The following is a 12,754-nucleotide window of genomic DNA, read 5'->3' as shown; positions in this document are numbered from 1 at the left end:
TTGGCGTAACTCACGTCGCGTACGCTGTTTCCCGCGAGTGTCTTCGGCATTTGCGTAGCCGCTGTCGGTACTGTAGCGCTCGGTACCGGGCGCAGGGGTTACGGATTTCGGAAGTCGCCCGCGGGCTGTGATTCAGCAGCCGGTGCTGTGAGTTTCTGCAGTGAGTACAGCGTTGTGCTGTGTCGCAGCGATGTGCTGTGCATGGCCGTCAACGTAGTTCCACCGCTGTGACTTCACAGCAAAACCGAGAGTTCCAATGTCCACTACCGACCACAATCCGTCCGGAGCAACCCAACATATGCCCACCACCGTCACCTCGCCGCAGGTAGCCGTCAACGACATCGGCTCCGCCGAGGACTTCCTCGCCGCCATCGACAAGACGATCAAGTACTTCAACGACGGAGATATCGTCGAAGGCACGATCGTCAAGGTCGACCGCGACGAGGTTCTGCTCGACATCGGTTACAAGACCGAAGGCGTCATCCCTTCCCGCGAACTGTCCATCAAACACGATGTCGATCCGGCCGAGGTCGTTTCCGTGGGCGATGAGGTCGAGGCCCTCGTTCTCACCAAGGAGGACAAGGAAGGCCGCCTGATCCTGTCGAAGAAGCGGGCTCAGTACGAGCGGGCGTGGGGCACCATCGAGGAGCTCAAGGAGAAGGACGAGGCCGTCAAGGGCACCGTCATCGAGGTCGTCAAGGGTGGTCTGATCCTGGACATCGGCCTGCGTGGCTTCCTCCCGGCCTCCCTGGTCGAGATGCGCCGCGTCCGCGATCTGCAGCCGTACGTCGGCAAGGAGATCGAGGCCAAGATCATCGAGCTGGACAAGAACCGCAACAACGTGGTCCTGTCCCGCCGCGCCTGGCTGGAGCAGACCCAGTCGGAGGTTCGCAGCGAGTTCCTGCACCAGCTGCAGAAGGGCCAGGTCCGCAAGGGCGTCGTCTCCTCGATCGTCAACTTCGGCGCATTCGTCGATCTCGGCGGCGTCGACGGTCTGGTGCACGTCTCCGAGCTGTCCTGGAAGCACATCGACCACCCGTCCGAGGTCGTCGAGGTCGGCATGGAGGTCACCGTCGAGGTTCTCGACGTCGACCTGGACCGCGAGCGGGTTTCGCTGTCGCTCAAGGCCACCCAGGAAGACCCGTGGCGTCAGTTCGCCCGCACCCACGCCATCGGCCAGATCGTGCCCGGCAAGGTCACCAAGCTGGTTCCGTTCGGTGCGTTCGTGCGCGTCGAAGAGGGCATCGAGGGCCTGGTACACATCTCCGAGCTGGCCGAGCGTCACGTCGAGGTGCCGGACCAGGTTGTCGCCGTGGGCGACGACGCGATGGTCAAGGTCATCGACATCGACCTGGAGCGTCGCCGGATCTCGCTGTCGCTGAAGCAGGCGAACGAGGACTACCACGCCGAGTTCGACCCGTCGAAGTACGGCATGGCCGACAGCTACGACGAGCAGGGCAACTACATCTTCCCCGAGGGCTTCGACCCCGAGACCAACGAATGGCTCGAGGGCTTCGACAAGCAGCGGGAAGAGTGGGAAGGCCGCTACGCCGAGGCCGAGCGTCGCCACAAGATGCACACCGCTCAGATGGAGAAGATGGCGGCCGACGCCGCCGCCGAGGCGGCCAACGGTGGTGCCTCCGGTAACTACTCCTCCGAGAGCGGCGCGCAGAGCTCGTCCTCCAGCTCCTCCGAGCCGGCCGGCGGTTCGCTGGCCAGCGACGCGCAGCTCGCCGCGCTGCGTGAGAAGCTGTCCGGCAACGCGTAATTCGCTGAGCTGAAACGAAGGCCCCGGTTCGATGGACCGGGGCCTTCGCCCGTTTCCGGGCTGCCCATTCAGCCCGTCGTCACCGCGTCGATACCGCCGGTCCACTATTGTCGGCAAGGATCTGCCACTGGCCTCTGTCAGCCGGCACGGTCTTGCCGGCTGGCGCGGTCTTGTCATCCGGCACTGTTGTTTTCACCGACGCGGAAGGTCTCGGCACCGGCATGGGTCTGTTCGACGGCATCAAGAGGCGTGATTTTCTCGCGAAGGCCATGGCGGCCGGTGGGGCCGGGGCGCTGGCCGCGTGGGCGAACCCGATCATCGAGCGTGCGCACGCGGCCGACCCGGCGGGAATGGGCGGGCTCGGTGACATCGAGCATTTCGTTCTGCTCATGCAGGAGAACCGCTCGTTCGACCACTACTTCGGAACCCTGTCCGGGGTACGAGGTTTCGACGACGCCTCGCCGGCGTGGAAGCAGTACGGCTACGCACCCGGCGTCGGGCCCACCGCCGACGGGTTCATCGTCCCGTTCCGGCTCGACACGACCCGCGGGGCGACCCTCGACGGCGAATGCATCAACGATCCCGATCATTCCTGGGCCGGTATGCACGAGGCGTGGAACGGCGGCCGCAACGACCGCTGGATGCCGATGTCGGTGGCCGGCGTCGGCGCTGCCAACGGTCCGGCGGCCATGGGGTATTACACCCGCGCCGACATTCCGGTTCACCACGAGCTGGCCGACGCGTTCACCCTCTGCGACCACTACCATTGCTCGGTACTCGGCCCGACCGACCCGAACCGCCTGTACTGGATCTCCGCGACCATCGACCCCGACGGTCTGGCAGGCGGGCCACTGGTGGAGACGCCGACGCTGATCCCGCAGAATGCCTACAGCTGGCGCACCTACCCGGAGAACCTGTCCGAGGCCGGCGTCGACTGGAAGATCTACAACAACCGCGATATCGGCCCGATCTCGTCGGTGATCCTCGACGGCATGATGGGCTGCTTCAAGCAGGCCGCGGACCCGAATTCCGAACTCGCCCAACGCGGCAAGGCCCCGGTGTATCCGCAGGATTTCGCCGCGGACGTGGCCGCCGACCGGCTTCCCTCGGTGTCGTGGGTGATCCCGCCGCTGTTCAACTGCGAACATCCCGCGCTGCCACCGGCATTGGGCGCGGTGGGCATCATGCAGGTGCTCGACATCCTCACCTCCAATCCGAAGGTGTGGGAGAAGACCGCGCTCATCGTGAGCTACGACGAGAACGGCGGCTTCTTCGATCATGTCACCCCTCCCACCCCGCCGCCCGGCACGCCGGGGGAGTACCTGTCGGTGGATCTCGGCCGGGTACCGGCGGCCAAGGGCGTCGCGGGACCGATCGGATTGGGTTACCGCGTCCCGTGCTTCGTCATCTCGCCCTATTCGCGGGGCGGGCTGGTCGCCTCGCAAACCTTCGACCACACCTCGCAATTGCGTTTGCTGGAACGCCGATTCGGTGTCGAGGTGCCGAATGTGACCGCCTGGCGCCGCAGCGTCACCGGCGATATGACCTCGGCATTCGATTTCGGTTCCACGCCCGATTCGGTGCCGCCCCGAATTACCGATCCGAAACCGAAATCGGATGCCGCGCTCGCGCAATGCGGGCCGAATATCGCGCTCGGTACCGACGGTAAGGGAATTCCCTATCCGGTGCCGCCGAATGCGATGCCGAGCCAGGAAGCGGGCTCGCGCCGGAGCCCGAGCGGCCTGGTGTGAAAAACGGGCGGCCCACCGCATCCGCGGTGGGCCGCCGAACGTTCGAGGTACTGGTCAGCTCGCCGTGGCGGGAATCCAGCGGGTGGCACCGCCCCGGCTGCGCATGGCCGCGAAGCTGTGCCGCGCCGGGCTGAGTAGGGCGGTCAACCACGAACGGCGATGTTCGGCCAGTGCTGCCGCCACGGCGGGAATCCGAATGCAGTGCACGGTGCCTGCCATACCCAGCCGGTGGCGACCCGACTGGATGTGTGTGGTGCCCAATGATCTTCCTTCGCTAGCTCGGATGGCCTGGATCGCCCGCGGCGAAACAGTAGCGGAACAAAAGTGTGGGGTCGCGGATTTTGCGTGACTTCGAGCCCGGCGTGTCGGAAAGTTGCCGACCCCAGGTCGGTATCGCGCGGAAAAAGTTGCGAATTGATATCACCGGCGTCACGGAATGGGTAATACCGCGTGGGCGAGGTGAAAAGGATTCACTCGATGGGTAATCGGCTCTATCGCCTCGCGGCGGGGTGCGGGCGGGCACCGCGGTGGCGGGATGCGAGACTGAGGAAATGTTGCGTATCGGTCTCACCGGAGGCATGGGAGCGGGTAAGTCGACGGTCGCGCGGCTGCTGGTGGAACACGGGGCTGTTCTGGTCGACAGTGACGCCATCGCCCGCGAGGTCGTCGAACCCGGCACCGAGGGCCTCGCCGCACTCGTCGCGGCGTTCGGCCCGGAAATTCTGGCCGAGGACGGCAGTTTGAACCGCCCCGCGCTCGCGGCGGTGGCCTTCGCGGACGAGCAGTCGCGCACGACGCTGAACTCGATCACCCATCCGCTGGTCGGCCGGCGCACGACCGAACTGATCGCCGCCGCGCCGGCGGACGCCATTGTGGTGCAGGATGTTCCGCTTCTGGTCGAGAACAACCTCGGCGCGATGATGAATCTCGTCGTGGTGGTGATGGCCGACGAGAAGACTCGCGTGCACCGGCTCGAGCAGTTCCGCGGTGTGAGCCGCGCGGACGCGCTGGCGCGGATCAAGGCACAGGCCGATGACGACCAGCGGCGTGCGGCCGCGGATGTCCTGTTGGACAACAACTCCGATGCCGAGGCGCTGGCGCCGCAGGTGCGGGCGCTGTGGGAGCAGCGGCTGGTGCCGTTCGAACGCAATGTGCGCACCGGGACTCCGGCGCGCTCGACCGAGGCGGTGCGCGTGGTCGAGCCGGATCCGCAGTGGCCGGCGCAGGCGCAGCGGTTGATCGGCCGGCTGTGGCTTGCCTGCGGCGGCGATGCGCGCCGCATCGATCACATCGGTTCCACCGCCGTACTCGGGCTGCCCGCCAAGGATGTGATCGACATCCAGATCACGGTGGCCGACCTCGCGACGGCCGATGCGCTGCGAGATCGGTTGGCCGCCGCGGGTTTTCCCCCGATCGTCTCCGTCACCGGCGACAACCCCAAACCCACGCCGCAGGACCCCGCGGGCACCGACGCCGGGCTGTGGGCGAAACGTCTGCACGGCAATGCCGACCCCGGGCGGCTCGCCAATATCCATGTGCGCGTGGACGGTTCGCCGGGGCAGCGGTTCGCCCTGGACTTCCGCGACTGGTTACGCGCCGACGCCGACGCCCGTGCCGAGTACCTGGAGATCAAGCGCCGCGGGGAGGCGGAGGCGGCGGGCACGGTGGGCGACGAGGCCGTCGAGGTTTATCTGTCGGTGAAAGAGCCCTGGTTCGACAAGGTCTACGAGCGGGTCCCCCGCGGTTGACGCAGGCTCTGCCGCGATCGGGCGCACCGGCCGAGGGCATTCCGCCGGGCGCCCGCTCCGCTGTCAGTGCGATGCGGAGGTGATCCGGTCGATCTCCGCGAGGTCCTCGGCGGTGGGCTGCCACTGCCCGGCCCTCACATTGGCCTCCACCTGCTCGGGTGAGGTTGCGCCGGCAATCACCGAACTCACCGCGGGCTGCGCGGCGAGACCGCCGATGGCGACATCGAGCAGGGTGATCGATCGTTGCGCCGCGAAATCCTCCAGCTGTTCCACGATGTCGAAAGCCGCGTCCGTGAGGGCGGATTCCCGGCCCCACGCCTGAATTCTGCTGCCTTCGGGCGCGGGCGCACCGCGTTTGTACTTGCCGGTGAGCAGACCGCTCGCCAGGGGGAAGTAGGGGAGCAGACCGATCCCGTAGTGCTCGAGCGCCGGCACCAGATCGGCCTCGATTCCGCGCTGCAGCAGGCTGTATTCGTTCTGCGCGCTGATGAACCGCTCGAGATTGCGGGTGCGTGCGGTCCATTCGGCGTCGGCGGTCTCCCATCCGGTGAAGTTCGAATGGCCCAGGTACCGGATCTTGCCCTCGTGAACGAGATCGTCCAGCGCGGACAGCGTCTCCTCGATCGGTGTCGCCGGATCCGGGCGATGAAGCTGGTAGAGGTCGATCCAGTCCGTGCGCAGCCGGCGTAGCGACTGTTCGACCGCGCGGCGGATGTAGCGGCGTGAGCCACGCGCCCCCCAGTCCTCGCCGTTGTCTCCGCCGAGGCGGCGCACATCGTTGCCGAACTTGGTCGCGATCACGACATCGTCACGTCTGCCCTGCAGGATCTCGCCGATTCGCCGTTCCGATTCCCCGTAGGAGTCGGCGGTATCGATCAGAGTGATGCCGTGGTCGAGCGCGGCGTGCAGCACCGCCCTGCTCTGCTCGAAATCGAGCTTCATCCCGAAATTGTTGGTGCCCAGCCCGACGACCGAGACCGCGAGCCCCGAATTCCCGACACGACGCAACGACGACGACTCACCCATGGCTCTCCCGGTTCTCGAGGGGACGTGATCGACTTGCTGGACCCTAGTGGCGGGGACCCACCACCGAGAAGAGTTCGGCGCAGCCCGACTCGTTCCCACATCTGCCGCACCGGGCTCGGCGCCGGGTCTCACCGCCAGCCGAGGGTGATACCTCGGGAGCGCAGCCAGGCTTCGAAATCGTGTCCGTGCGAGGCGATTCCGTCGATGGCGGTGGTGGCGGCCTCGATCGCCTGCTGTGCCTCGGACGCACTCAGATAGCCGGCGGCGTGGGCGGCCAGGAGCTCGTCGACATCGAGCAGGAGCGCCTCGCGGCCGGTGCGGACCACGATGTCGAGGTAGTGGTCGACCGACCTCCACATCTGCGGTCCCGCCGCGGCGAAATCGCCGATATCGAGGTAGAAGTCCTGGTCGCGCAGGTGCGTGGGGCGGAAGTGGAAAACGGTGGCGCGCAGCGACAGCTCCGGCAGCAGCCAGGATTCGAGGTAGTGGAATTCCGGATGATCGGCGGTGCGGGCCATGTAGAGCCCCCAGGGTTCGGTCCGATACGTCTCGACCGGCCGCACGAAGCCCTTCGGATCGGTGTTGGTGGACCCGGCGAGGTCGAAGTACTCGATCTTCGGCCGATGCAGATCGACCACATGCCCCTGCGTCATGCCCCGAATCTACCGCCGGGGGCCCGCACAACACCCGCTCGCGCCGCGATTCGGATGATCATCGGCGCGAGCGGGCGGTGATGCGATTACAGCCAGTGCAGTGTGATGCCCTGGGTGGCGAGCCAGCGTTCGAAGTTGTGATCGTGCGACGCGATACCGTCGACGACCGCCGTGGCGTGCTCGAACGCCTGCTGAGCCGTCTCAGCCGACACGTAGCCGGCCGCGTGCGCGGCGAACAGTTCGTCGACCCCGTGCAGCTGGCAGACGTGGCCGTTGCGGGCGACGATGTCGATGTAGTGGTACTCGGCGCGCCAGCGCTTCGGCTCGATCTTGGCGAAGGTGCCGAAATAGATGTGGTAGATCGGATCGCGATCGTGCGCCGCGTTGACATGGTGCATGGTGACGCGGATCGATTGCCTGGGCAGCAGCCACGTCTCGGTGTAGCGGTAGGGCGGGGTATCGGCAGCCCGGACCAGATACAGTCCCCACGGCTCGGCGTGATAACTGTCGACCGAATGGACGAAACCGCGGGAATCGGTTCTGGTGAGATCGGCGATGTCGAAATATTCGACGTGCGGTCTGTGTGCCGTACCCGTTGGTGGCACCGGAATCGGTGCTTTTCGGCCCGGAATGTTGCGATTCGACGGCATTGGGCTGACTCCATTGGGCGCGGCAGTGCGCAGAGTCCGGGTGACACGTTCAGCGAGGAAACCGGCCATAACACTTGCCCTTCTCGACTTCCGACCGGATCAGCGTACACCCGGGCAACCCCCTCGGGCGGGGTGAAAACGACACGGATTCGGGCGGATTCGGCCGTGCCATGATCATCGAGGCGCCTTGTGCTACCGGACATTTCGGGCATCTGGTCGGTTGATTCACTGCTTGCGCGTTCGGTTGCCGGAACAATGCTCCGACCGCTCTGGCAAACCGTGGGTCAGCCCTGCCGCGATGGTCGGCGGCGGCGCTTCGGCCGCGCGGGCGGGAGTGTGGACGCCCGGTGGGTGAATGGGCGAATTATTGTGCAGGATAGTGTTTTCGGCCCGCGGTCGCCGAAAGATAGCCGCGCATTTCGAATTGTTGGAAATGTCCGGACGGGTCGGCGGGGAATTGTGTAGTCGGTAGCGCCGGCCGGACGGTGTCCGAGCAGTGCGGCGGTGGCCCGTTGCCGCCGATATCCGGCCGTGGCCGACAATGATCACCGAGGGTGTGGCTGTGCCCGCGGTCACCGCGCCGGAACTTGTCGGTGCCGCGGCTTACCCTGGTGACCATGGCTTTCGCAACGGAGATCCCCGCGGATTCGGACGCACCCGGCGGGCAGCCGCTGGCGCATTCGGAATTCCGGCCGATCGGGGCGATCGAACGCTCCGACGGGCGGTTCGAGGTCGTCAGCGAGCATCGGCCCGCCGGTGACCAGCCCGCCGCCATCGCGGAGCTGGAGCGGCGGTTGCGTGGCGGTGAGAAGGACGTGGTGCTGCTCGGCGCCACCGGCACCGGCAAGTCGGCCACCGCGGCCTGGCTGATCGAGCGGGTGCAGCGCCCGACCCTGGTCATGGCGCCGAACAAGACCCTGGCCGCCCAGCTGGCCAACGAACTGCGCGAGATGCTGCCGCACAACGCGGTGGAGTACTTCGTCTCCTACTACGACTACTACCAACCCGAGGCCTACATCGCGCAGACCGACACCTATATCGAGAAGGACTCCTCGATCAACGACGACGTGGAGCGGCTGCGCCATTCGGCGACCTCGAGCCTGCTCTCGCGGCGTGATGTCGTGGTGGTCGCCTCGGTCTCGTGCATCTACGGCCTGGGTACCCCGCAGTCCTATCTGGACCGCTCGGTGCAGCTCGAGGTCGGCACCGAGGTCGAACGCGACCGGCTGCTGCGCCTGCTGGTCGACGTCCAGTACACGCGCAACGACATGGCCTTCACCCGCGGTTCGTTCCGGGTGCGCGGTGACACCGTCGAGATCATTCCCTCCTACGAGGAGCTCGCGGTCCGGATCGAATTCTTCGGCGACGAGATCGAGGCGCTGTACTACCTGCATCCGCTCACCGGAGATGTGGTGCGTCAGGTCGACACCCTGCGCATCTTCCCGGCCACCCATTACGTGGCCGGACCGGAGCGGATGGAGCGCGCGGTCGCCGATATCGAGACCGAACTCGAACAGCGGCTGGCGGAACTGGAGCGGCAGGGCAAACTGCTCGAGGCGCAACGGCTGCGCATGCGCACCCAATACGACCTGGAGATGATCCGGCAGGTCGGCTTCTGCTCCGGTATCGAGAACTATTCGCGCCATATCGACGGCCGTCCGGCGGGTTCGGCGCCGGCGACGCTGCTGGACTACTTCCCGGAGGACTTCCTGCTGATCATCGACGAGTCGCACGTGACCGTCCCGCAGATCGGCGGCATGTACGAAGGCGATATGTCGCGCAAGCGCAACCTCGTCGAATACGGTTTCCGGCTGCCCTCGGCGGTCGACAACCGCCCGCTCACCTGGGAGGAGTTCGCCGAGCGGATCGGCCAGACCGTGTACATGTCGGCGACGCCCGGCCCGTACGAGCTGGGCAGTACCGGCGGTGAGTTCGTCGAACAGGTGATTCGCCCGACCGGTCTGGTCGACCCGCAGGTCGTGGTCAAACCGACCAAGGGCCAGATCGACGATCTGGTGCACGAGATCCGCACCCGCACCGAACGTGACGAACGCGTACTCGTCACCACCTTGACCAAGAAGATGGCCGAGGATCTCACCGACTATCTGCTGGGCATGGGTGTGCGGGTGCGCTACCTGCATTCGGAGATCGACACGCTGCGCCGCGTCGAACTACTGCGCCAGCTGCGGCTGGGCGAATACGACGTGCTGGTCGGCATCAACCTGCTGCGTGAGGGCCTCGACCTGCCCGAGGTGTCGCTGGTCGCGATCCTGGACGCCGACAAGGAAGGCTTCCTGCGCAGCGCCACCAGCCTCATCCAGACGATCGGGCGCGCCGCGCGCAACGTCTCCGGCGAAGTGCACATGTACGCCGACAAGATGACCGATTCGATGCGCCAGGCCATCGACGAGACCGAACGCCGGCGGGCCAAGCAGATCGCCTACAACGAGGCCAACGGCATCGATCCGAAACCGCTGCGCAAGAAGATCGCCGACATCCTCGATCAGGTCTATCGCGAGGCCGACGAGACCGAGGTCGAGATCGGCGGATCCGGGCGCAATGCCAGCCGCGGACGCCGCGCCCAGGGTGAACCCGGCCGCGCGGTGAGCGCCGGTGTGTACGAGGGCCGCGATGTCGCGAATATGCCGCGCGCGGAACTGGCGGATCTGGTGGCCCAGCTGACCGATCAGATGATGAACGCCGCCCGCGAATTGCAGTTCGAGCTGGCCGGGCGATTGCGTGACGAGATCGCCGACCTGAAGAAGGAGTTGCGGGGTATGGACGCCGCCGGGCTGAAATGAGTTCCCGCACAGCATCGTTCCCGCATACGCGGCGGTGCCCCGGCCGGACCGGGGCACCCGCGCGGCCCGCGTCAGCTCTGCGTGGCCATCCACTCGTTGACCCGGCGCTCGCCCTCCTCGCGCGAGACGTCCTCGACCCGGGTCATGACCACCCAGCGATGTCCGAACGGATCCATCACCAGCCCGTAGCGGTCGCCGGTGACGAACGTCTGCGGCTCCTCGACCCGGGCGGCGCCGTGTTCGGCGGCGCGGGCGACGACCGCGTCGACATCGGGGCAGTAGTGCACGATGCTGGTGTGCACCCAGTCCGATTCGGGTGCGCGCACCCCGTGTTCGGGGATGGGCATACCCATCTGGATGGTGGAATCGCCGATCGACAGTTCGGCGTGCGCCGGTTGCCCGTCGGGAAGGTCGTTGCGGCTGAGCACCTTCGCGCCGAAGACCGCGGAGTAGAACTCGATGGCCTTGTTGCCGTCGGGTACGGCCAGGAAGCAGTTGATGGAGTGGTAACCCTCGGGAATGGGATTGACGTCGTTGCTCATAGGAACAACTCTCGGCCATCGCGGGGAGGAGATCTTGTAAGAAAGCGACAGTCTCGTCCGCGACGGGAGACGGGCCGTGCCGGCCGCTGACGCGCGCGCGAAAGGCGCTGCGCTGCATCCGGTTCCGGTTCCTCCGCCGGAAGTGACGAAGGGCATCCTGCATCCCCGTGAGCAGGCGCGCCACCGCCGGCTGATCCGGTTGCCGGCCGGTCCGCAGACCGCCGAATTCGTCGAATGGTATTGGTCGGTCTCCTGGGATCTGCGCGGCCGGCCGCCCTATCGGGCGCAGGTGCTGCCCTTTCCCTCGATCAACGTCAGCTTCGAGCGGTCCGCCACCCGCACCGGCGGGTTCGTCAACGGCGTGTCCACCGGCAAATTCGTCCGCGAACTGGTGGGGGAGGGCGAGACCTTCGCGGCGAAGTTCCGTCCCGGCGGCTTCGGCGCCTTCACCGGGATCGATGTGGGAGCGCTGCGCGATACCGCGATCGAACTGACCGGGGTGTTGCCCGAGGCCGCGGGCCTGACCGAACGCGTGCTGGCGGCCGGCAGCGCCGACGAGCGCCGCGACATCGTCGACGCCTACTTCGCCCGTGCCGCGCGCCGCCGTACGCCCGACGACAATTACCGGCTGGTGCTGCGAATCATCGCCGCGATGGAGGGCGATCCCGACCTGACCCGCGTCGACCAGGTCACCGCCCGTTTCGATATCCCGATTCGCACCCTGCAACGCCTGTTCCGCCGCTACGTCGGAGCGGGCCCGAAGTGGGTGCTGCGCCGCTACCGCCTGCAGGACGGCGCACAACTGCTGGCACAGGGCCGCACCGACGATCTGGCGACCCTGGCCCTGGAACTCGGCTATTTCGACCAGGCCCATTTCAGTCGCGAATTCGCGAACGAGATCGGAATGGCGCCGCTGGAATACGCGCGCGCGTCGCTACTGTCACACCACGCGTCACCGCGGGACTCGGCGCCGGATCGCTGATTCGTTTCGGCCGAACCGGTTCCGGGAATAACCGAACACATAAGTAGTTGAATGCTGTACTACCAGCCCGGCGGCGGTGCCGCCGGCCGACAGAGGAGTTGGCGATGAGTGTTCTGGTGCTGATCGGGCGCATTCTGTTCGTCATATTGTTCGCGAGTTCGGCGATCGGGCATCTCACCCAGGCCGATGCGATGACCGGCTACGCCCGCAGCAAGGGTGTTCCGATGGCGAAGGGGGCGGTGCTGGGTTCGGGGGTCGTCCTGCTGCTCGGGGCCTTGAGCGTGCTCCTCGGGGTGTGGGCAGATCTGGGGTCGCTGCTGCTGTTCGTATTCCTGCTGCCGACCGCATTTCTCATGCATCCCTTCTGGAAGGAATCCGATGCTCAGGCCAAACAGGGCGAGATGATTCATTTCAACAAGGATCTGGCATTGGCCGGTGCGTCGCTCATGCTGTTCGCCTTCTTCGCTCATGTCGACGATCTCGGCGCCACAATCACCGGGCCGCTATTCCACCTCGGGTGATCGCGGAACGGCCGCATTCCGCTTTTCGTTTATCGCCTCACATATCCGGTAAGCGCCGGAACGGTTTCCCGCCGCCGCGAATTGTGAGTTCTCACGATCCCGCCGGGGTGGCGTCTGTGCCTCCGCGCAATCGCGGTCCGCGCAATTGGGGAATGCCCATCTGTGACGAAAATCCCAGGGCCACAAGCGGGTTCGCCACTGCGACGACGGTCGCAGCGAGAGGTGGCCGCGGTCGGGATCCGCGCTGGTGAGACGGGTCGCGTGGCCATCCGGGCGGCCAATGTGGTCTGAGGATCGCGGGGCGCACCGATG

At 66.3% G+C, this 12,754-nt stretch carries 11 protein-coding genes; 6 read left to right on the top strand and 5 right to left on the bottom strand.

The window, feature by feature from the left end; all coding sequences use genetic code 11:
• Nucleotides 1–298 precede the first annotated feature (298 nt).
• Nucleotides 299–1,768, top strand: coding sequence for a 30S ribosomal protein S1 (gene rpsA, locus NA3_RS25305; protein ID WP_039777576.1), 1,470 nt, complete (start codon nt 299–301; stop codon nt 1,766–1,768).
• A gap of 221 nt (nt 1,769–1,989) precedes the next feature.
• Nucleotides 1,990–3,519 (top strand): phospholipase C, encoded by a 1,530-nt coding sequence (locus NA3_RS25300; protein WP_062966155.1) that lies wholly within the window; start codon nt 1,990–1,992, stop codon nt 3,517–3,519.
• A 54-nt stretch (nt 3,520–3,573) separates the two neighbouring features.
• Here the strand turns inward: NA3_RS25300 and NA3_RS37145 are convergent, their stop codons facing one another.
• The gene (locus NA3_RS37145; protein WP_128145175.1) at nt 3,574–3,780 is read right to left on the bottom strand and encodes a hypothetical protein; all 207 of its coding nucleotides are present in this window, start codon (nt 3,778–3,780) and stop codon (nt 3,574–3,576) included.
• Nucleotides 3,781–4,070: 290 nt separating this feature from the next.
• On the opposite strand from NA3_RS37145, the gene coaE reads away from it, so the two are divergent.
• Nucleotides 4,071–5,267 (top strand): dephospho-CoA kinase, encoded by a 1,197-nt coding sequence (gene coaE / locus NA3_RS25295; protein ID WP_062966342.1) that lies wholly within the window; start codon nt 4,071–4,073, stop codon nt 5,265–5,267.
• A 63-nt stretch (nt 5,268–5,330) separates the two neighbouring features.
• Here coaE and NA3_RS25290 read toward each other — a convergent pair whose 3' ends face one another.
• The 3 genes from NA3_RS25290 to NA3_RS25280 all read right to left on the bottom strand — a co-directional run bounded on the left by NA3_RS25290 (nt 5,331) and on the right by NA3_RS25280 (nt 7,596).
• Nucleotides 5,331–6,293, bottom strand: coding sequence for an aldo/keto reductase (locus NA3_RS25290; RefSeq protein ID WP_062966154.1), 963 nt, complete (start codon nt 6,291–6,293; stop codon nt 5,331–5,333).
• A 128-nt stretch (nt 6,294–6,421) separates the two neighbouring features.
• On the bottom strand, nt 6,422–6,946 hold the full coding sequence (locus tag NA3_RS25285; protein ID WP_062966153.1) for a ribonuclease FAU-1 family protein: 525 nt from the start codon (nt 6,944–6,946) through the stop codon (nt 6,422–6,424).
• Between the two features lie 86 nt (nt 6,947–7,032).
• The gene (locus NA3_RS25280; RefSeq protein ID WP_084491882.1) at nt 7,033–7,596 is read right to left on the bottom strand and encodes a DUF402 domain-containing protein; all 564 of its coding nucleotides are present in this window, start codon (nt 7,594–7,596) and stop codon (nt 7,033–7,035) included.
• A 617-nt stretch (nt 7,597–8,213) separates the two neighbouring features.
• On the opposite strand from NA3_RS25280, the gene uvrB reads away from it, so the two are divergent.
• Complete coding sequence (uvrB, locus tag NA3_RS25275) at nt 8,214–10,397, top strand: excinuclease ABC subunit UvrB (RefSeq protein WP_062966152.1); 2,184 nt, start codon at nt 8,214–8,216, stop codon at nt 10,395–10,397.
• Nucleotides 10,398–10,468: 71 nt separating this feature from the next.
• Here uvrB and NA3_RS25270 read toward each other — a convergent pair whose 3' ends face one another.
• A complete protein-coding gene (locus tag NA3_RS25270) occupies nt 10,469–10,939 on the bottom strand; it encodes a VOC family protein (protein WP_062966151.1) in 471 nt (156 codons plus the stop codon).
• A 76-nt stretch (nt 10,940–11,015) separates the two neighbouring features.
• On the opposite strand from NA3_RS25270, the gene NA3_RS25265 reads away from it, so the two are divergent.
• Nucleotides 11,016–11,921 (top strand): AraC family transcriptional regulator, encoded by a 906-nt coding sequence (locus NA3_RS25265; protein ID WP_227995294.1) that lies wholly within the window; start codon nt 11,016–11,018, stop codon nt 11,919–11,921.
• A gap of 104 nt (nt 11,922–12,025) precedes the next feature.
• Nucleotides 12,026–12,442 carry a DoxX family protein gene (locus NA3_RS25260; RefSeq protein ID WP_062966150.1) on the top strand — a complete coding sequence of 139 codons (417 nt, stop codon included), beginning with the start codon at nt 12,026–12,028 and terminating at the stop codon, nt 12,440–12,442.
• Nucleotides 12,443–12,754 lie beyond the last annotated feature (312 nt).

It is taken from the genome of Nocardia africana NBRC 100379, from assembly GCF_001612635.1.
GTDB classification, from domain to species: domain Bacteria; phylum Actinomycetota; class Actinomycetes; order Mycobacteriales; family Mycobacteriaceae; genus Nocardia; species Nocardia africana.
The sequence above is the reverse complement of the archived record's forward strand: the minus strand, read 5'-3'. Positions and strand labels throughout refer to the sequence as shown.

What these genes read in the sequence shown, in the direction of transcription:
- rpsA (WP_039777576.1), top strand. Translation starts at nt 299, where the DNA reads ATGCCCACCACCGTCACCTCGCCGCAGGTAGCCGTCAACGACATCGGC.
- NA3_RS25300 (WP_062966155.1), top strand. Translation starts at nt 1,990, where the DNA reads ATGGGTCTGTTCGACGGCATCAAGAGGCGTGATTTTCTCGCGAAGGCC.
- coaE (WP_062966342.1), top strand. Translation starts at nt 4,071, where the DNA reads ATGTTGCGTATCGGTCTCACCGGAGGCATGGGAGCGGGTAAGTCGACG.
- NA3_RS25290 (WP_062966154.1), bottom strand. Translation starts at nt 6,293, where the DNA reads ATGGGTGAGTCGTCGTCGTTGCGTCGTGTCGGGAATTCGGGGCTCGCG.
- NA3_RS25285 (WP_062966153.1), bottom strand. Translation starts at nt 6,946, where the DNA reads ATGACGCAGGGGCATGTGGTCGATCTGCATCGGCCGAAGATCGAGTAC.
- NA3_RS25280 (WP_084491882.1), bottom strand. Translation starts at nt 7,596, where the DNA reads ATGCCGTCGAATCGCAACATTCCGGGCCGAAAAGCACCGATTCCGGTG.
- uvrB (WP_062966152.1), top strand. Translation starts at nt 8,214, where the DNA reads ATGGCTTTCGCAACGGAGATCCCCGCGGATTCGGACGCACCCGGCGGG.
- NA3_RS25270 (WP_062966151.1), bottom strand. Translation starts at nt 10,939, where the DNA reads ATGAGCAACGACGTCAATCCCATTCCCGAGGGTTACCACTCCATCAAC.
- NA3_RS25260 (WP_062966150.1), top strand. Translation starts at nt 12,026, where the DNA reads ATGAGTGTTCTGGTGCTGATCGGGCGCATTCTGTTCGTCATATTGTTC.